This window comes from Sphingobacterium sp. UBA6320 (assembly GCF_002440335.1).
Taxonomy (GTDB): Bacteria; Bacteroidota; Bacteroidia; order Sphingobacteriales; family Sphingobacteriaceae; genus Sphingobacterium.
The window spans coordinates 13,795-32,436 of record NZ_DJTA01000014.1; the positions used below are offsets into that span (position 1 = coordinate 13,795).

Sequence of the window (18,642 nt, forward strand, 5' to 3'; positions counted from 1 at the left end):
AGCTAAGTAATTACTTAAGAAAGTAGTTTTTGACGCAGTAAAAATTCTAATTGTTCATTAGATAATTCCAGTTTTGAATACGTCTCCAGTAAATTCTTGCGTTCAGAATAGATATCATAGGCGCGATTAATGGTTTCGTCTAGTTCCTCTTCGCTCCATGGTTTGTTGAGATAATGAAAAATCTTTCCTTTGTTTACAGCATCTATTACTGCACCCATATCCGTATAGCCTGTTAATAAAATACGCATAGGCTCTGGATCGATGTTGATAATCTCTTCCAATAATTCAACGCCTGTCATTTCTGGCATCCGTTGATCGGTCACAATGACATCAATTTGATTTTTCTTGACAATATCAATGGCTTCAGAACCACTGATAGCAGTGAATATTTTATACTTGAAACGGAATGTCGCTTTAAAAGAAACGAGATTGTTTTCCTCGTCATCAACATATAATACAGTTATTTTGGGTTTTTTATTTTCCATGTTATTTGTTGTCATAAGTAAGAGATCTTAATAAAGTCGCCTTAACAATATATCAATGCTGTTATTATTGTAATAACAAAAGTTTAATACATTGGTTTGTATCCAAATATGCTTATTTATTTTTCAATAATAAATAGCTTTTTCTGTATTTAAACAAACAAGATGTACCTATAGATAGAATAGTTATTTTTATGTATTACAAAGTTAAAGAATTATTTGAATCTAATTTCAATCTGGAGAAGATTCATCAAAAATATTTTTGACCTCATGTAAGAGCGTAGCAGTGTGCATATCTCAATTGAATAAAGGGAGGCAAGGCCACCAAATCGTTTTCATCTTTATAGCGTATCTTTGCTACAAATGCTCTTGACCGACTCTTTATATGAAAAATGGACAAATAATCATAGGCTATGAAAATAGTCTTTTTATAGATTTTATAATCGATAGTAAATATCGTTGGATTCGACATATTCTATTGATAGCAGCCATCATAGGGATTCATTTTTTACCCAATAGTGCCCCTGCAGAGGTCGATAAGGACACGGAGATGTGGAATTTATGGGTCAAATTCATTTCAATCCTCATCCTTCTGGCGCTATTTTATATCAATCATTATATTTTAATTCCTTTTTTCATACTAAAAAGTCGATTCTTAGATTATGCCGGCAGCTTATTTGCCCTTTACACTTTCATATTTTTAAGTATGTTGGTACTAGAAAGTCAGGAATTGCAGTTTATTAAAAAACAGGATCAGTCTCTTTTAAATTGGAAGGACTTTATCGTTTTGATTATTCTATTTACTATTTTTATAGCCGCGGTAAGTAGTGTTAAGTTGTTTAAAATATGGATTGTTAATTTGATTCGGTTTAAAGAATTTGAAAATAATACATTAACCATTCAACTAGAACAGCTCAAAAGTCAGATTAATCCTCATTTTCTATTCAATACACTCAATAATATCAATTTTTTGATTGATGAAAATCCCAAATTGGCTTCAAAAGTTCTAGTGAAACTGAGTGATATTCTGCGAAATCAATTATATTTATCAAAAGGGGAGACGATTGAACTGGGAAAAGAAATCGTGGTATTGAGGAACATTCTCTTTCTGGAAGATATCCGTCGGGATAAATTCATAGTGGATTTTCAGGTTGATAGCGATTTGGAACAGATTCATGTACCGCCCTTTCTTTTTATACCTTTTATAGAAAATGTGGTCAAGCATGGTGCGCATCAAACCATGGAGGGAGGTTTACATGTCCAAATCCAGTTCTCCATAAATAATCAGCATATTTGTTTTACCTGTATCAATTCACAAAAAAAGAGACAACATACAGCAGCGTACGGGGGCCTAGGACTGAGTAATATTCGTAAAAGACTAGAAATCCTTTATCCTCAGGCGTATGATCTACAGATAGATGATGGTGGAGATATATTTAAAGTTTTTTTAAGTATTCCAATAAAAGGTTGATATGGCTAAAGATAAGTTAACGATAAAATATATTGTCATTGAGGACGAACCCTTGGCTAGGAGGGGGCTGGTGAAATTATTAAAAGAGTATGACTGCTTGGATTGTATGGGTATGTATAGTAATACAGAAGATGCCCGTATGATCATGGAAGGGCAGCAGATCGATTTGGTTTTTTTAGATATTCATCTGCCAGAGGAAAGCGGATTGGAGTTCGCAAAGCTTGTGCCGGCACCTGTCCAGATTATATTTACGACAGCCTATCCCCATTATGCTTTAGAAAGTTACGAATTGAATGCTTTAGATTATCTTTTAAAACCTATTGCCGAAGACCGTTTAAAAAAAGCTGTGGATAAAGTGATCAACTATTTTCAAAAAAATGTCACAGAGCAGGATGTCTTGCCAGAGACTGATCATATTTTTGTAAAAGCTGATCGTAAACTGTTTCGATTGGAATTGATTGAAATCCAGTATATTGAAGCCATGAAAGATTATGTAATGATTCATACAAAACATAAAAAATTAATGGTAGCCATGAATATAAAGACTATTTGTAATCAATTGCCCGGATCTGACTTTGTTCGGGTCAACAAGTCATTTGTTGTCAATTTGAATAATATTGAGAGCGTGGATAATCACTGGGTCACTGTGGCTGGTTTTGAGATGCCCTTGGGAGCTAGCTTTAAAGAGAATTTGTTAAAGCGTATTGAAAAGCACACTATTAATCGGTAATATGGGAACAGAGGAGGATGTTAAATGCCTAGAAGTATAACGGATGCTGACTCTGAGCTATAAAAACAAAGGAAATCTCCACTATGAAACCTCCTTTGTTTTATTAGAAATGGGTCAACCCACCCTTATGCTTTTGCTTGAATGGGTTTGTGCACTAAAATAACCAAATACATATGGGCTAATATTTGTTGGGGGATTGCTAGGGGTTATGCCTGCACCAGCAGATTGTTGCATGAGACTATACCAATACTGATAGACGTTTCTATCCATCCCGATCATCTCGACACGAATTTTATCTCCAGAAACAATATCGACATCTTCCTTGGGTCTTAATGTTATGCTAACTTGATTTCCATTGTTAAAATCGTCATTTACAGCATAGATATCATTGATTTGCTTCTCATTGACAAAAAGGATAAATCGATACTGATTAATTTGATCTTTTGGATCCTGGTAGAATACTTTTATATTCCGTGTATCTTTTTCTCCGAATTTAGGCTTTTCTGCAGCAATCGAATCTAGTGTTACCACTTGAGGCATCTGCGATATCGCCGTATATTTATTTTCATTAACATGAACTTCAAAACTGTAGGTTTTGCCGGGTATTCCTGTAAATGATTTTGCAATATAGGTGCCTGCACTCGTCTCGCTAAATACAAATTCATTTTTTTCATCATCCCGGACAATAACAGTAGCACCTGACACTGCTGGATAGTTGTTGCGATCTGAAAATGCGATATTTTTACTGAGCTTGATTTCCTGTTGTTCATCAGTATTGTTAATGGTACCTTCAATGACAAGCTTGCCTATATCATCGTCAACTTGAATATCAATGACTTTTTCACAAGAAGTCGCTAAAATAAAAAGCATCAGGATAAGCGAATATGGAATATATGTTTTCATGTTTGTTCTGATTTAAGATTAAAATTTAAAATTCCAGGTAACAGAAGGAATGGGAACTCCAAAAATACTGGTTTGAACAGCTTCCGTTGCATGAGGCACATTTTTGCTATCTTTGAATGTAATGCGATATGGATCTTTTTGTGCATATACGTTGTAGACGCCAAATGTCCAGCTCGATTGGAAGTATTTACCAGGCTTGCCTTCATACGTAGCTGCTATATCTAGACGGTGTGTGGGAGGTTGGCGATATGCATTTCTTTCTGAATAAGAATAGGTAGTGTGACCACCGACATGATATTTACCTGTCGGATAGGTTACGGCTTTACCAGTTCCATAAACAAAATTGCTGGAGAATGTCCATTGGTCATTATATTTGTAGATAGCCACTAAGGATAGGTCATGTGTCCTGTCATGGGTGGCAGGGTAATATCTGCCATCGTTGATTTCCTCAAATTTACGTTCCGTCTTGGACAAGGTATATCCAACCCATCCATTAAACTTTCCATATTTTTTCTTTAGAAATATTTCGGTACCATAAGCTCTACCAACGCCATATAGTAATTGGGATTCTACATCTTGATTGACGAGCAATTGTGCGGCATCTTTATAGTCGATTTGATTTTGTAGATTTTTATAGTAAAACTCTGCTGAAAATTCATAGGTGTTGTCCTTGAAATTTCTAAAATATCCCGCAGAAACCTGATCTGCAATTTGTGGTTTGATATTTTTACTGCTCATGACATACAGATCTGTAGGACTTGAACTCGTCGAATTTGTTAATAAGTGGATGTTTTGTGTGTTTCTATTGTAGGATGCTTTGATGGACTGCTGCTCATTGAGCATATAGCTTACACTGAAGCGGGGTTCTAAATTGAGGTAGTTCTGTACGACTTCGCCTGAATGGTACTTTTTGGAAACCGTGATATTACCTGCAGCATCATAGCTGCTGAAAGTGCCCGGTCCGACAAGCAACATCGAGCTTAAACGTAAGCCATATAGCATACTGAGTTTATCGTTTAATTTCCATTCATCGCTTATATATGCCGCCATTTCATAACCATAGCGATGTTCTACATGTTTGTCGTTGAAGCTCGAACTTGCAGTTGTAGTAATATCTCCAGGAGCAATATCATGCCGTGTTGCTTGTAAACCAAATTTTAAGTTATGGTTGTATGCCGCATAATATTGAAAATCTTGCTTGAGATTGAGGTCTGTAATTTTTGAAGTCGCTTTAAATCCATCATTGCGATCTAGTCCTTCAATGACATAGTTATAATTACTGTAGATGAAAGACGTATTTGAGAATAGCTTGTTGTTGAATACATGGTTAAATCTTACTGTACCTGTTGCATTGCCCCAGTTGGTCCCAAAGATATCCTGCAGTCCCAGTACATCTTTACCAAAATAACCAGAAAGATAGATCGCATTTTTATCGTTGAATCTGTAATTGGCTTTTGCGTTGATGTCATAAAAGTAGAGTGTACTTTTGTTGATGGTTGTATCTGATGAGGCTTTGAGAAATAGATCTGCATACGTGCGGCGTGCAGATATCATAAATGATCCTTTATCTTTTATAATCGGTCCTTCAACTTTGATCCGAGAAGCAATCATTCCTATGCCACCTTGGACCGTTATTTTTTTATTATTTCCTTCATTCATTTTTATATCTAGGACCGAAGACAGTCGACCTTCATATTCGGCAGGCATGCCACCTTTGTAAATACTGACATCTTTAATGGCATCTGAATTAAAGGTGGAAAAGAATCCTAATAGGTGAGAGGCATTGTATACAGTCGCTTCATCCAATAAAATTAAATTTTGATCCGAACCACCTCCACGAACGTAAAAGCCGGTATTGCCTTCTCCAGAAGTTTTTATTCCGGGCATGAGCGTGATACTTTTTAAGATATCTTGTTCACCCAATACCACTGGCAACTGATTAATCTGGCTCATATTGAGTTTTTCAATTCCCATCTGTGGAGATGAAATGTTTTTATTGTTTTTTCTGTTGACAGAAACGACTACTTCATCTAATGTAGATTGCGATTGCAGTGCAATAGGTAACACCATATCGCTATCTAAGGATACGGTATCTGTAAAGGTTTTATAACCTATATAAGAGCCGACGAGTAGGTATCGTCCTGATGGAGCTGAAACAGAATAAAAGCCATAAGAATTGCTTAAACTGCTTGATTGAGGTAATTCTTGTAGTCGGACCGTAGCACCGATCAGTGTTTCGCCGCTTGAGACATCTGTTATTGTCCCCGATATCGTATATCTCTTTTGAGCAATGGATAGATGCGAAAGCGATATAAGAAGGAATAAAAAAGATATTGATTTTAACATTTTTCGAATTTTCTACGAAAGTAGCCCTTTCGTGCAGTCCCATATTTTTTATTATAGGAATGCTGGTAGATATTATAGGAACCTATGATTTTAGGCTGTTTTGTTAGCGTTTGAAATGATAAATGAGATTTGTTTTTCTCTTCTTTCGAATCCCAAATATCTTTAAACAAAAAAAGCTAATCTTGCGATTAGCTTTTTATTGTGATCCCGCTGGGATTCGAACCCAGGACCCATACATTAAAAGTGTATTGCTCTACCAGCTGAGCTACGGAATCCTTTCTTTTTGGAATGTATTCCTTTTTTGAAAGTGATGCAAAGATAGAATTTCTATGCACATACTCCAAATAATTTTTGAACTAAACTTTTAAGTGCCTAATACACCGATATATTTATTTATATAGCGGTCACGATCTCGGGATTTATACTGTTGTATATAACGCGGATGCTCTAGAATTGTCAATTTTTCAAACAACTGCTCTTCTTTGTTTATTTTTTCAATAAATGTTGCATTTTTTTTCCCTAATACAAATGCTTCACTGGTATCTAGACCTAAGCTTATATGTTTTTTCAGCGAGGTTATCATAAAGGGTTTAACCAGTTCAAATAGATTTTTATCGTCGTAATAATTGGCGTTGATCCATTTGTTCTCTTTTGTTCTTCTGACAATGGCTAGGGGAAAAGGTGAATTGATATAATATTGTTTGTAAAAAGCTTGTGCGCCTCCAAATTCTGCGATCATATCGTAAAGGAAAACAGATGAAATTTCATGTGTGTGTGCCGATCTCATTGGAATACCACAAATGTGTTCCAAACGTTTGGTGTCCGTAAATGGTACTCCAGTGACACCAGCACCATGACGACTCGGATTAATGCCAATGATGAATTTACGACTCGATGTGTCGTTGTAATAGGTATGGTAGAATTGTTGCATAACGACCAAAGTTTCCGGATTTCCTAAATAAGGATTTAATACTTGAAAATCAGGGGGAAGATCACCTTGATACTGTAATTGTTTATTGAAGTCAATAATTTTTTCTGCTAAAGTTTTAGTGGTAACCATACAATGACGTCGCTAATTTTTTAATTTACAAATTTATTTTGTTCTATCGTTAAAGGATATTCAATTCAGTCCATGATAATCTTCTCGATCCCTATCTTAAGAGCAGTACACTTAAGCCTAGATGGCTTAAACATAGAGGATATCATATGATGTTGTATTAAAACAACAAAGCCGATCGAAAGATTGGCTTTGTTTGTCATTTTACCTGCTGTGTTGTGCATCAGGATTTTAATATTTTACCCATATGGGGGTAGGGGCAATCTGATTTTGATATCTAGTCTTTAATACTGTTATAAAACAATTTTAGTTCCTGTAGCCAATTTATTGTTTTTTGCAAATACACCACATAAATGGAATAACAATCGGGCACCTACATTACCATCCCAATCATCTTCTCCTGGTGCAACTTCAACCAAATCAATACCCACGATATTTTTATCGCTATTGGCCAATTTGCTCAACAAATAAGTTGCTTGCTCATAGGATAATCCGCCCGGTACAGGAGTTCCTGTATTTGGACAGTACCAGCGTTGTAAAGCATCGATGTCAAAGCTGACCGCTACATGTTGAGGTAGCTGCGCTAAGATTTCATCACACTGATCTTTCCATGTCTTTCCTTCAAAACTGTTCGCTTTTAAATCGGTATCAGTATATACTTTAACTTTATTCGAACTTTTTACAGCTTCCAATTCACCTTCACTGAAATCACGAATACCAACTTGAACGATTTTTTCGATCTGAGGAAGCTGAATAGCATTGAACATAATAGAAGCATGGGAGTATGTGAAACCTTCGTATGCATCGCGTAAATCCATATGCGCATCAAAATGTAATATGCCAAATGAATCGTGGTTTGCAGCTAAAGCCTGATAATATCCTAATGGGGTCGAATGATCACCACCTAAAAGAATCACCTTCTTGCCTTTATTCATCCAATATAAAGCACGTTCTTTTACTTCGTCATTGAATTGCTGTGAGGCTTTGTTAATCTCTTCTAAGTTATTTTTTAATTCGGGGATGCTATCGATATCCTCACCATTTTCTAAAGCCTCTATAATCGGTTGGGCTAGATTTTTATATTTTTCACTGTTTTCTAACCAGTGCTCAGGAGCCTCGTCCATGAAAATTCCTAATTTCCATAAATCCGGAAATTCTTGATGCAATAAATCTACTTGAAAAGAAGCATTTAAAATAGCATCAGGACCATTGCTAGCGCCACTACCGTAGCTGACGGTCACTTCCCAAGGTGCTGGTATGACGATAATATCACTTTCTTCTGCTGTAAAAGGAAGTCCATATATGCTTGAATCTGGTAAGCCAGGTTGTGATGGATCGAAATTTTCAATTTTTGTTTGCTTTGTCGACATGTTATGAATCACTAGTTGAACTGCAAATATAAAAAACTTAACTGCGTTAAAAAAAGATATGTTGACCGAGTATGTTGGCAGTAAATGAAAAAGAAAGGTTCAGTAATTTAGGGTACCTTTGCGGTCTACTAAAAGTATAAGAAATAAAATGGCAGAACAACGTATCCATATCTGGGCAGGAACATCAACTAAAACAGAAGATCAATTTTACAAATATTTTGATCAAAGCAAGTTTATTAAAGATTATCATCGATTTAAAACGGATGAAACTTATGCTAGAAATGCTCCTGACTTTAACCTGAGATCCCAGTTCAGTAAAGCAATTGACAAGCAGTACTATTACGATGTCGATTGGATCACCGTTTACTACAGTCGCAAAAAAATGAGCTTTCAGGCAGCCATTGAAGAACTACCGATATGGAATGACCAAACAGAAGTGGAGATTTATCAAGCATGCGTGGATAAAGGAATATCAACGGTAAATGCGATATTATGTTATGCCGATGCAGAACTTATCATAGACAAACCGCTCGGTAATTATAACGATATGATCTATATTGGAAGTTTCAACGTACCTGCATAATACATACCATAATCAGGATCAAAATAATGATGTATTGTATCTGTTTTGAATTCTGGTAGCCATCAACAAAAAAGCTAATCATAGGATTAGCTTTTTTTGACTTTCCATTTTTGGTGAAAGCAAGATAATTCCTACAGATGATGATGCTTTTTCAAGATCATATTTTCAAAACTTCAATCTAATCATCACTATTCATAAATTTTTCTAGTTCTTGAATAGACTCAAAACGATCTAAAAAACCTTGGAAATAAGTAGACCACTCATCATTCATGCCTGGATCCTCCTTACTTTCTTCTGTATTTGTAACTTGTCGAATTAATCTGCATTTTAACATATCAGGTGCGGCATAGGACATCATATGGGTCTGGGTTTCTGACCATACTCCTCCTTTATTCATCCATGTATAACTGAGGTTATTGCCTACAATCATCGTCATTTCTTTAAGAAAGTCATACTTCTCAATTTTCTTGTTATCAACATTGTAATTGTATCGGGTAGCAGTACCGTTGGATATCCTTACAATAACGGCTAATTTACTGTCTTTGCTATTTTTTAGCACTCCAGCCCAAATTCCTTCGTAAGAATTAGGAGTGGCAACATGTTGTCCTCTTGCAGTTAAGAAAAAGACAGCGCAGATGAGCACAAGTAACCATCTACAATAGTTGGGAGTTTTATAGATGGCGTTGAAATATAACCGTAATTTCTTCCTTTTTAAAAAAATACGGTGAAATCTGTTTTCAGAAATCAAGTCAGTTGAAATTGCTGTTTTCATAGGTAATCAAGTTTAATTGTACAATGAATAGGTCCTGAATTATCAATCCTCTTTGTCCGAATCTCATTTGTTTGGCTAACTGTTTTATTTGAGATTCCTATTTTTTACTCCTACACTCATAAAATTAAGGAGAAAGAACAACAGAAAAAATACTCCAATAGGAGTATATTACATCGAAATATAGGATGAATGGCTGTTGAAGACTACCTCTGAATGGGAATAAAAAATGCTCTTTGTAGCCTGATTACTCAAAAAGAAAAAGGCCTTAAATCTTCCGTATCCCGAGCTATAGGTACTCCATCGGGATCTAGAATCATCGATTCCTGAATAGCGGTTTTGTGTAGGGTAGCTCCGCTTGCAATCACTTTATATCCATTTTCATACTCAGTGAAATAGCCGCAAGGAAAAGCGTAATAGCCATTCGGTAGAAGAACCCGTGATTCATGTTGGAATCCCCAAGCGATTACTTTTTGATATAGGATATAGTGTTTAAAAGCTTCATCGTAAGTCATATGATGGATTTTTATGCACGCTGTATTATAAAATTTATTTGTCGTCCAACGTTAATTGCCAAATAATGATTTCCCTCTAAAATCCAGTGTTTGAAGTGTGACATCACTACCACTAAAATTTGCCATTCGTGTTAATTTTTCCCGCATTTCAGTACTGTAATCTGATAAATATAAAGTGATACTAGGCGCAGAATAACTTTCATCATTTGTATTTAATGTTACATAACCTTTTTCTTTGTCTGTTAGACCTAACATTGTTTTCTTAATATCGGACCAATACATTTTAACTTCATATTTGTCACCGTCATTTCGGGTTTCTGCCCGAATAAAACTATCGGTCATTTCTACCGTGAAATCCTCGCTGCTATAACCGCTAGGATTAACCATCGTAATATATTTCTTATGCTTATTTAGCCATTTTAGTGTTTCTTGTTTATTTTGAGCACTTACGCTTAAAAGCATAATAGAAAATAAGAATGTGAATACGTATTTCATAATTTTTAGTTTATAAGGTTTAATTTTTTATTGCCCGTTTCTTTTAAGTCGTCAACGAATGGAGTGCCATATTTTAAAAAGATCAATCTTTATCTCCTCATCTGTAGTACTGAATTCTTATTTCGGTTTATTATCGTGGAGAAGTATATACAGAGCAGTTTGGCAATTTTTCCTCTATTTTGATAATCTTTTCCAAGATAGCATCTCTGTCCGAATCGTCGTCTTCATCGTTCGGGGACACATAAAGCTCCTTTAATTTATTGAGGTTAGTCAACGCATCTACATCTTCCAATCGGATTTTCGTCTTCCAGACATCCAGGTATTCCAGATCGGTTAGTTTATTGATATCTGGCAAGCAGGCTTTGGTAATTCCTGCATGCTTCATCAGCGTTAGGGTTTTCAGTTGTTTAAAATCACATATGAATTTAATCCCAACATCCGTAACCTTTGTTTCTTTTAAATAAATATGATGAACAATGGAAACTTTTGCGGCAATCATACCGATGTATTCATCATCAACATCCATATCGTCAATCGCGGTAAAACCAGGCAACTCGAGAGGGATATGTTTGGAATCCGTGATGTGTCTAAAGTGCCACCAAAAATGTTTTTCTGCTCCTTTGAGTTTCATATCACCTTTTTATTGTTTTTAATTTATTTGACCAAAATGAATAGCTCGAGAATAAATGGTGATTGCAGGAGGTCACTAAGATAAAGTCTCATAGCGTAAACTCGACTTAAGATACCTCTACAAGTTCTTGAAATAATTCCTCTAACGTATCATAAATCTCATAACCATCATCTCCTTTCATCATGATATACATGACGACCATATCTGATTGGTCTCGACTGGTTTTACCACCTTGAACACTCGTTATATCTACACTATTATCGTCGAGTGTGAGTGCAAATAAGAATGCTTTGTTGCCCCGTTTTTTATCAAGCTCATCGTTCAAGCTTATTTTTTCAATCTTTGACGGATCAAAAGAATAGGTAAGAGTTAGATTCTCATAACCACTTCCCCAAGATGTCACACTGGTAAATGAAACCCATCCTTTCTTACTGGAATGTGCTGCAAAATTCATGTAAGTATGAGTAATGTGCGTAGGACTGTTTTCGCTGGTCATTATGCGAACGTTTTTTACATTTTGAAGCAGGTCATTGATGTTTTTAATGACCTCTGATTTGCTTTGCGCAAAAAGGTTGAAGGAGCATATAACCAATAGGAATGCCAATACTTTAGATTTCATAATGTTTAGATTTATTGATCTCAGATGTAATTACTTATGTTAATCAATCCTAATTGTCAAACTGAATAAGTTCGTTGATGTAGTATCACTTTTCAGATCTAACTTGATGCGGATATTTGTTTTCTCTAGGTAAATTAAAACAAAATTAAAAACAAAGTATAATGGATAAAATACCCCAAAAGGAGTATTTTTATTGGGCAATAAGAATAGCGTGTTATCATAATTTATTATAAGGGATTATTTCTATAGCTAATATCGATTTAACGATATTAAATCAATCCCTGCAGTGTGCATTGGTTGATGAGTTGCGTAATGTTTTTGCAATCTGTTTTTTCAAGAATATTTTGACGGTGTTTTTTAACCGTAATGGTCGCGATAAATAATTTTTCTGCTATTTCGCTGTTGCTCAACCCTTCGGCGATAAGTTTCAATATTTGTATTTCTCTTTTTGAAAAAGAAGCTAAAGCTTTTTCCGGAAGGCTCATATTTAGGAAAGAGGGTTCTCCATTGAGACCAATAAGAGATATCTTTCGTGTATTTAAGCTGCTCATATGATCAATTCGCGTATGGATGTTAAGCGATTTACCCGATCTTCCATCTGTATCGATGCTGAGCATGATTGCTTGATGATTTAATAAAACATATTCCCCATTTTTCATTCTGCTTCTGAAGCTATAATTCATTTTGTAACTGAGTAGTTTTTCTGTTGCAATCCGTTCACGAAAAAATCTATTAATAAAGGATTCCGCATTTGCTACAAAATCAACATCATCCGGATGAATGGTAAGCAATATATCATTGAACGTGACTACCGCCGGATCAAGACCATGAATCCCTTCAATATCACCGTTTACGTGTGATAAAGACATATCATAAAAATCTATCACATAATAATAAAAAGGTCCTGTACTGATTACAGCATTGGTGAGATTGTCAAAACCAATCATAGGGTAATCGGTGTTTTGATGTGCTCTGGTTTCCAGCCAAATGTTATGCAGTTTTTGTAGATCGGTAGTCATGGCTTGCGGTTCAATGGTTTTGTAGTATAAATTAAAAGAATAAATTTCATTTTTCAATACGCTTTTGAGAAAAAACTGGATCAAAGAAATATTGCCTGTCGAAGTAGCTTAACTTTGGCGATCGGTTCTCGCACAAAGCAGATCTAAAAAAGGACAGGTGTTATTTACTTTTGAATACACCCATCAACTTGTATAGCATATCGAATATATTTCGAATACCTTTTCTGTTGGCTAATTCTTCTTGCATAACTACTTCTAGTGCGTCCAATACTTTTTTACAATCGGCAATAGTGACTTGGGACAATTCTGATACTTTTTCTAGTGTTTCTTTTTTGTTCATTTTGTATTGATCTTAGTGACCTTACAAAATTATCGATCTCATAAACGTATTTTTGAAATACGAGACAGAACACTGGTTTTCTGCGATGAAAACCGATTCTTTTACTTGTAATTATCTTGAAATTGTAGAAATAGACGAAAACAAGCTTTTTTCATCTGCTAGAGTGGGGACGGCAATTTCCACATATGATCGTCGAGCTATCTGGGATCGAATACGGTCAACCTTTCTTTCGAATGCTATTGTCTTTAAACAAAAATACGGACCTTGTGAGTCACTTTTCTGATGATCCAAATATGAGGCTAATATCAACTCTTAATTCGTGGTCACGAACGATCTGATATTTTGTTTGATCGCCACATGTAGTTATTGAATGGGATAGGATGATAAGGCTCAATATTTAAGTGTGACATTTTTTTAGACTTTAATTGATATTATTTGAAATTTTATTTGGTAAAAAAACAAGGTAAAATTTCATTTATTTTTTTTAAAGTGTTAATTCATATTCCATGTCGTTGTCTTCTAAATCTACGACTTTTATAAATTTAAGACGTTCAAGTAACTTGATTGCTTTGAGATTTTCTTTTGATGTAATGGCCCAAATGCGTGTTAAGCCTATTTCTTTTAGTCCAAAATCAATTGCCAGCTGCATTGCGTTTGTCATAAAACCTTGTCCGCGAAACTGCGGTAGCAACACACAACCTAATTCGCCTTCGCCTTGATCAAGCCCTCGATAGTAACCGCAAGTTCCTACAATTTTATTAGTTACATGATCTATAATACCCCGATGTATGGAATTTCCCTGTCGAATATCCTCATCAATTTTTTCTTGCATAACAACTGCCATTTCAAATGTTGTTGCCTGAATGCCATCATAAAACGAAATATCCACAATGTCTTCAACGTCAGTGGGCATAATCTGGCGTAACGATATTTTGTCGTCTTTTATAATGGGGTAACTGTGATACGGAAGTACTTTCATTTTAGTGTTTTAGAATAACAGTCCATTTTTTTTAGCTTATTCAATGATTTTTTATATCTGCTTTGGAGAGGCTATGAACTGCTAATCATTGCTCTTTCCAGTACCGATATTTAATATTTATTTTAAGATCTGGTATTTTTACAGCCTTTCAATTTTCCTTGTAGCGATGGCGCTCGATATAATCTGTCGGACTGAGCCCATACATCTTCTTGAATAAGGTCGTGAAATGCGTCTGATTTGTAAAACCAAGGGCATAGGCTACCTGAGATATATTCATTTTTTTCTCCAACAACAGTTTTTCAGCTTGCTGTAATCTGATATTACGAATAAACTCGCCGGTAGAAATACCAGTCAGTGACTTCACCTTACGATGAAGTTGTACACGGCTCAGCCCCACTTCGTCCGCGAGAAACTGCACATTGAAGTCCGAGTTATCCAGATATTGGTTGACCGTTTTGAGTATACGTTCCATCAGCTGCTCATCGCTGGATTTGAAGCTGATCGTTTTTATTTTGCCTTCCTGCTGCTGGGCGCCCGAGAACTTTCCCTTTACTTTCATGCGATTTTTGATAAGATTGCGCACAACAAGGTGAAGTTCATCGACCATAAAGGGCTTCGTCAGATAAGCATCTGCTCCTAGTCCAATACCCGCCAAGCGGTCTTCCTGATTAGTTTTTGCAGTCAGTAGGATCACCGGGATATGGTTGGTTGTGCTATTATCTTTGATTTTTTTGAGCAAAGTATAGCCGTCCATGCACGGCATCGCGACGTCGGAGATAACGAGGTCGGGCTGCTCGGCAAGGGCGAGCTGAAACCCGTCGCCACCATGTTCGGCAATAAGTACTTGATAAGCCGAAGAGAGTTCGTGATGTAGAAACTTCAGGATGTCCCGGTCGTCATCTATAATGAGAATCTTATAGTCTTTTTTTGGATTGTCAGTTTTCCTAGATAGCACATCAGCAGAAATGCTTTTAAACGCTTCTTCAGACCGAAGGGCACCAATTGGTCCACATATCTCGATGTCTTCCTTTTGCAGGTGTTTAGTGCCCATCGGAAGACTGATCACAAAACGGCTACCGTTGTTGTCTCTTTTGTTTTCGGCATGTATCGTTCCACCATGCAGTTCGACCAGCACCTTGGTCAGATGTAAACCGATGCCCGAGCCTTGTCTTTGGTAGTTTGTACCGGCGGCGGACTGGTAGTATCGTTTGAATACATGTCGGATATCACTTTTGGCAATACCGGTACCAGTATCGCTCACAACAAGTTCCAATATTTTACGTTCCTTTTCCAGTTGCTGAACAGCCAGCGAAATTTCAATCTGCCCGCCATTAGGTGTAAATTTAAAAGCATTGGAGACAATATTGTGCATGATTTTTTCAAAACTGTTCACATCTACCCAGAGAGGGATATCGCTGGAATCGCTGTGCACCAAAAGCTGGATCTGATTGTCCAGAGCCTGATCCCCAAATACGCTGATCACCTGCTTGATATAATCCACCGCATTGACACGGGCAAACTTGAGGTTCAGGTGCCCACTTTCCAGCTTTCGGATATCGAGCAGCTGGTTGACCAGATCAAGGATTCGCTGCGCATTGCGATTCATATTTTGCAGCGTGGATCTGGTCTGCGGATCAGCGGCATTTTTCATGAGCTTGTTGATCGGGCTCATCACAAGGGTAAGGGGCGAGCGGATCTCATGAGACACATCGGTAAACAGCTGTAGCCGTAAGGCCTGCAGGCGCTCCAGCCGCCGCTCGTGCAGGTATTTCATAATGAGGAATAAGAGGCCGGCCGCTAATATGAAGTATACGAAATAGGCCGTAGTACTCAAATACCAGGGCGGGAAAATATGTAGCGTCACCAAGAGACTTGGTGAATAAACACCAAGTTTGCAGGCGCGTATTTCGAGCTCATGCTCGCCAGGGGATAGGTTGTTGTAGGTGATCAGATTGACACCTGGCAACGTAGCATTCCAGCTTTTGTTAATTCCCTTGATGCGGTATTCGTAGCGGACATTTTCGGGACTGTTGAAGTCCATCGTGGACAGCTCAAAAGTAAAGCTGTCGTCATTGCTATGGAAAAAGAACTCATTGGCGGCGATAAGATCGTTTTGATAGATGACCCTTCCGCTGGGGGCCATACCGGGCTTAATCGGCTGATTTTTGACATACAGATTGGTGATCATCACGGGGTGGGAGTATGTATGCAACTGTATTTTTTCGGGAAAAAATGATGTAATCCCTTGCCTTCCTCCATAGTATACTTTTCCTTGCGTATCCTGAAAGTGTACACCACGGTTGTAGGATCTATCAACCAATCCGTCCCCAGTATAGTAGTTGACAATTTTTTCGGTCTTGGGATTCAGGCAATTGATACCTTTGAAGGTGCTGCACCAAATGTTCCCTTGCTGATCCCAACCTAAGCCAGCTATAACATTGCTGGACAGGCCGTTATTGGTAGTGTAAATGTTGATCGATCCTGATTTTTTGTTGATCTGATATAGGCCGTTATAGGTACCTGCCCAGATATTGCCTGATCCGTCCTCTAATAAGGAGAGCGTAATCTGTTCGGATAGCCTATTAGCTGTGTATTGCGCAGGGAAGCTATTGTCGTCTGGGTCATAACAGCTCAGACCTTTATGGTGCCCCAGCCAGATGAGACCATCCTTATCGCACAAAACAGTTGAAATCCAATCGTTAGCTAATGTGCCTTTTTTTGAATTGCTAATATTCATGCTATAATTATGCGAGACTTTGGTCTCGAGGTCATATTCAACAAAACCCGAACCGAAAGTAGCGATGTAAACCTTATTGTTTTTGCCGAAGGCAAATGATTTTACTTGTCTTTTTTGGCAGATATTCAGATATGAGGACCGCCCTGTGCTGGGGTCAATCTGCCCCAATCCATTGTCATAAGAGCTGAACCAGATTGTTCCGTCCGCCGCAGTTTCCAGTTTATTGATATCCTGCACTGCATTTATTTGCTGGTGTGAGATGCCCTGAGGGTCAGTTTTAAATACGCCTTCGTTCTCTACGCCATACCAAATATTTCCTTGCTGGTCCCGCGTGATCGCGCTGATCATATTTTGAGCTGCTTTCTCCCGGCTTAGGATACGCCAAAACTCAAACTGCTTGCTCTGTACGGGAATAAAAACCAGGCCCCGCTGAAAGCAGCCGAGCCAGAGATTATTTTCTCGGTCCTGCAGCAACGTGCGTATCCGTCCATTTCGGTAATCATTGTCCAGATTAGGCAGCTCAGCATGTGCCGCAATCAGCGGAGTTTTTTCCAGATCCAGATACCAGAGGCCATCCCCCTCGGTCGTGATCAGCAGATGATTTTTGCTTGCTTTGGAAAGCTGGATCTCCGTAACAGTAGACCGGAGCTTTTCCTTGAATTCTACAGCTTCGAATGTATTTTTTTGCGGATCATGTCGGCCGATCTTCGACGGCGATGCGAATACCAGTTTGCCGTCAGCCTGCTGTATGATGTCGTAATTGCCGCCTTTAGGCATGGGGAGTAGGTCGGAAATAACACGCTTCACCTGCTTCTGGTCGGTAGAAACCTGAGAGACGCCCACGCGGTCAATGGCCACCCAGATGACATTGTCGCGGTCTTCAAAGATGCTGCGGGCAAACATACCACCCACCAGTGCATTGAGGCGTGGCAATGATACGGCCTGTTTGCGGTTTACTTGGATAGCGAAGATTCCCCAACCTGATGTGGCTACCCAGATCTGACCGTCTTTTTTATGAATGATATCCGTAATGTGGGGCGCGATCTGATCTGGAAAATTGATGCGTACAAATTTGTCGCTGTTTTCATCATAATACTGTAAGCCGTTGTTGCAGCCTACCCAGAGCTTTTTATCACGGTCCAGATAAAGGATGATGATATTGTTGCTGGATACCGAAGTACTGTCTTGCACATCATGAAGATATTGTACAAAACGAGTTCCGTCAAATTTGTTAAGCCCGTACTCGGTGCCTGTCCAGATGTAGCCGTGTTTGTCCTGACTGATACTGTTGGTCAGATTGGAAGAGAGTTCACCAAAGCCATAATCCCTATTGTCATAGATGCGCGTCGCTTGTCCGTGTACATAGAGTACAAAAGCAAATAATAATATGACTGTCGAAAAAAAATCCCTCCGCATTGGTTTTATTGGTTTATTCTGTTGAAGATACATATTATCGCGCAATCCTGAAAAGAAAAAGGAAGGCTTCGGTAATGAAATCGCTGCTTTTAGCGGTTGTGAAACAAATTGAAATAAATATGAAACATCACCGATTAGTGCCGTAACAAAGCCCAAAAGGAATGTAACATACATATATGC

General features: G+C 37.7%; 17 protein-coding genes and 1 tRNA gene. 3 read left to right on the plus strand and 15 right to left on the minus strand.

Annotated features, from left to right (window positions below):
• Positions 1 to 14: 14 nt before the first annotated feature.
• Positions 15 to 485: a response regulator gene (locus B3P23_RS08335; protein ID WP_248754335.1), complete on the minus strand. Its 471-nt coding sequence runs from the start codon at positions 483 to 485 to the stop codon at positions 15 to 17.
• A 382-nt stretch (positions 486 to 867) separates the two neighbouring features.
• On the opposite strand from B3P23_RS08335, the gene B3P23_RS08340 reads away from it, so the two are divergent.
• Both B3P23_RS08340 and B3P23_RS08345 read left to right on the plus strand, forming a co-directional pair.
• Positions 868 to 1,953, plus strand: a complete 1,086-nt coding sequence (locus tag B3P23_RS08340) for a sensor histidine kinase (protein WP_293925350.1) — start codon at positions 868 to 870, stop codon at positions 1,951 to 1,953.
• A 1-nt stretch (position 1,954) separates the two neighbouring features.
• Positions 1,955 to 2,683 carry a LytR/AlgR family response regulator transcription factor gene (locus B3P23_RS08345; protein WP_293925351.1) on the plus strand — a complete coding sequence of 243 codons (729 nt, stop codon included), beginning with the start codon at positions 1,955 to 1,957 and terminating at the stop codon, positions 2,681 to 2,683.
• A 114-nt stretch (positions 2,684 to 2,797) separates the two neighbouring features.
• Here the strand turns inward: B3P23_RS08345 and B3P23_RS08350 are convergent, their stop codons facing one another.
• The 5 genes from B3P23_RS08350 to B3P23_RS08370 all read right to left on the minus strand — a co-directional run bounded on the left by B3P23_RS08350 (position 2,798) and on the right by B3P23_RS08370 (position 8,359).
• Complete coding sequence (locus B3P23_RS08350; protein ID WP_293925352.1) at positions 2,798 to 3,586, minus strand: DUF4249 domain-containing protein; 789 nt, start codon at positions 3,584 to 3,586, stop codon at positions 2,798 to 2,800.
• 18 nt (positions 3,587 to 3,604) lie between these two features.
• Positions 3,605 to 5,932 carry a TonB-dependent receptor gene (locus tag B3P23_RS08355; RefSeq protein WP_293925353.1) on the minus strand — a complete coding sequence of 776 codons (2,328 nt, stop codon included), beginning with the start codon at positions 5,930 to 5,932 and terminating at the stop codon, positions 3,605 to 3,607.
• A 202-nt stretch (positions 5,933 to 6,134) separates the two neighbouring features.
• A tRNA-Lys gene (locus tag B3P23_RS08360) sits at positions 6,135 to 6,207 on the minus strand.
• A gap of 89 nt (positions 6,208 to 6,296) precedes the next feature.
• A complete protein-coding gene (locus B3P23_RS08365; RefSeq protein ID WP_293925354.1) occupies positions 6,297 to 6,992 on the minus strand; it encodes an SMUG2 DNA glycosylase family protein in 696 nt (231 codons plus the stop codon).
• Between the two features lie 290 nt (positions 6,993 to 7,282).
• A complete protein-coding gene (locus B3P23_RS08370) occupies positions 7,283 to 8,359 on the minus strand; it encodes an agmatinase family protein (RefSeq protein ID WP_045756209.1) in 1,077 nt (358 codons plus the stop codon).
• A gap of 148 nt (positions 8,360 to 8,507) precedes the next feature.
• On the opposite strand from B3P23_RS08370, the gene B3P23_RS08375 reads away from it, so the two are divergent.
• Positions 8,508 to 8,942, plus strand: a complete 435-nt coding sequence (locus tag B3P23_RS08375) for an immunity 22 family protein (protein WP_293925355.1) — start codon at positions 8,508 to 8,510, stop codon at positions 8,940 to 8,942.
• A 178-nt stretch (positions 8,943 to 9,120) separates the two neighbouring features.
• On the opposite strand, the gene B3P23_RS08380 is transcribed toward B3P23_RS08375, so the two are convergent.
• From B3P23_RS08380 to B3P23_RS08420, 9 genes are all read right to left on the minus strand, one after another.
• Positions 9,121 to 9,714 carry a hypothetical protein gene (locus B3P23_RS08380; protein ID WP_293925356.1) on the minus strand — a complete coding sequence of 198 codons (594 nt, stop codon included), beginning with the start codon at positions 9,712 to 9,714 and terminating at the stop codon, positions 9,121 to 9,123.
• Between the two features lie 248 nt (positions 9,715 to 9,962).
• Positions 9,963 to 10,226, minus strand: coding sequence for a hypothetical protein (locus tag B3P23_RS08385; protein ID WP_045756212.1), 264 nt, complete (start codon positions 10,224 to 10,226; stop codon positions 9,963 to 9,965).
• A 51-nt stretch (positions 10,227 to 10,277) separates the two neighbouring features.
• Entirely contained in the window at positions 10,278 to 10,721 is a 444-nt protein-coding gene (locus B3P23_RS08390) for a hypothetical protein (protein WP_248754329.1), read from the minus strand.
• A 130-nt stretch (positions 10,722 to 10,851) separates the two neighbouring features.
• Entirely contained in the window at positions 10,852 to 11,352 is a 501-nt protein-coding gene (locus B3P23_RS08395) for a hypothetical protein (RefSeq protein ID WP_293925357.1), read from the minus strand.
• Positions 11,353 to 11,458: 106 nt separating this feature from the next.
• Positions 11,459 to 11,971 carry a hypothetical protein gene (locus B3P23_RS08400; protein ID WP_248754327.1) on the minus strand — a complete coding sequence of 171 codons (513 nt, stop codon included), beginning with the start codon at positions 11,969 to 11,971 and terminating at the stop codon, positions 11,459 to 11,461.
• 269 nt (positions 11,972 to 12,240) lie between these two features.
• Positions 12,241 to 12,990 carry a LuxR C-terminal-related transcriptional regulator gene (locus B3P23_RS08405; RefSeq protein WP_293925358.1) on the minus strand — a complete coding sequence of 250 codons (750 nt, stop codon included), beginning with the start codon at positions 12,988 to 12,990 and terminating at the stop codon, positions 12,241 to 12,243.
• 160 nt (positions 12,991 to 13,150) lie between these two features.
• Positions 13,151 to 13,330 carry an HU family DNA-binding protein gene (locus B3P23_RS08410; protein WP_045756216.1) on the minus strand — a complete coding sequence of 60 codons (180 nt, stop codon included), beginning with the start codon at positions 13,328 to 13,330 and terminating at the stop codon, positions 13,151 to 13,153.
• A gap of 484 nt (positions 13,331 to 13,814) precedes the next feature.
• Positions 13,815 to 14,309 (minus strand): GNAT family N-acetyltransferase, encoded by a 495-nt coding sequence (locus B3P23_RS08415; RefSeq protein WP_293925359.1) that lies wholly within the window; start codon positions 14,307 to 14,309, stop codon positions 13,815 to 13,817.
• Positions 14,310 to 14,457: 148 nt separating this feature from the next.
• On the minus strand, positions 14,458 to 18,636 hold the full coding sequence (locus tag B3P23_RS08420; protein WP_293925360.1) for a two-component regulator propeller domain-containing protein: 4,179 nt from the start codon (positions 18,634 to 18,636) through the stop codon (positions 14,458 to 14,460).
• Positions 18,637 to 18,642: the final 6 nt, after the last annotated feature.

What these genes read in the sequence shown, in the direction of transcription:
- B3P23_RS08335 (WP_248754335.1), bottom strand. Translation starts at nt 485, where the DNA reads ATGGAAAATAAAAAACCCAAAATAACTGTATTATATGTTGATGACGAG.
- B3P23_RS08340 (WP_293925350.1), top strand. Translation starts at nt 868, where the DNA reads ATGAAAAATGGACAAATAATCATAGGCTATGAAAATAGTCTTTTTATA.
- B3P23_RS08345 (WP_293925351.1), top strand. Translation starts at nt 1,955, where the DNA reads ATGGCTAAAGATAAGTTAACGATAAAATATATTGTCATTGAGGACGAA.
- B3P23_RS08350 (WP_293925352.1), bottom strand. Translation starts at nt 3,586, where the DNA reads ATGAAAACATATATTCCATATTCGCTTATCCTGATGCTTTTTATTTTA.
- B3P23_RS08355 (WP_293925353.1), bottom strand. Translation starts at nt 5,932, where the DNA reads ATGTTAAAATCAATATCTTTTTTATTCCTTCTTATATCGCTTTCGCAT.
- B3P23_RS08365 (WP_293925354.1), bottom strand. Translation starts at nt 6,992, where the DNA reads ATGGTTACCACTAAAACTTTAGCAGAAAAAATTATTGACTTCAATAAA.
- B3P23_RS08370 (WP_045756209.1), bottom strand. Translation starts at nt 8,359, where the DNA reads ATGTCGACAAAGCAAACAAAAATTGAAAATTTCGATCCATCACAACCT.
- B3P23_RS08375 (WP_293925355.1), top strand. Translation starts at nt 8,508, where the DNA reads ATGGCAGAACAACGTATCCATATCTGGGCAGGAACATCAACTAAAACA.
- B3P23_RS08380 (WP_293925356.1), bottom strand. Translation starts at nt 9,714, where the DNA reads ATGAAAACAGCAATTTCAACTGACTTGATTTCTGAAAACAGATTTCAC.
- B3P23_RS08385 (WP_045756212.1), bottom strand. Translation starts at nt 10,226, where the DNA reads ATGACTTACGATGAAGCTTTTAAACACTATATCCTATATCAAAAAGTA.
- B3P23_RS08390 (WP_248754329.1), bottom strand. Translation starts at nt 10,721, where the DNA reads ATGAAATACGTATTCACATTCTTATTTTCTATTATGCTTTTAAGCGTA.
- B3P23_RS08395 (WP_293925357.1), bottom strand. Translation starts at nt 11,352, where the DNA reads ATGAAACTCAAAGGAGCAGAAAAACATTTTTGGTGGCACTTTAGACAC.
- B3P23_RS08400 (WP_248754327.1), bottom strand. Translation starts at nt 11,971, where the DNA reads ATGAAATCTAAAGTATTGGCATTCCTATTGGTTATATGCTCCTTCAAC.
- B3P23_RS08405 (WP_293925358.1), bottom strand. Translation starts at nt 12,990, where the DNA reads ATGACTACCGATCTACAAAAACTGCATAACATTTGGCTGGAAACCAGA.
- B3P23_RS08410 (WP_045756216.1), bottom strand. Translation starts at nt 13,330, where the DNA reads ATGAACAAAAAAGAAACACTAGAAAAAGTATCAGAATTGTCCCAAGTC.
- B3P23_RS08415 (WP_293925359.1), bottom strand. Translation starts at nt 14,309, where the DNA reads ATGAAAGTACTTCCGTATCACAGTTACCCCATTATAAAAGACGACAAA.
- B3P23_RS08420 (WP_293925360.1), bottom strand. Translation starts at nt 18,636, where the DNA reads ATGTATGTTACATTCCTTTTGGGCTTTGTTACGGCACTAATCGGTGAT.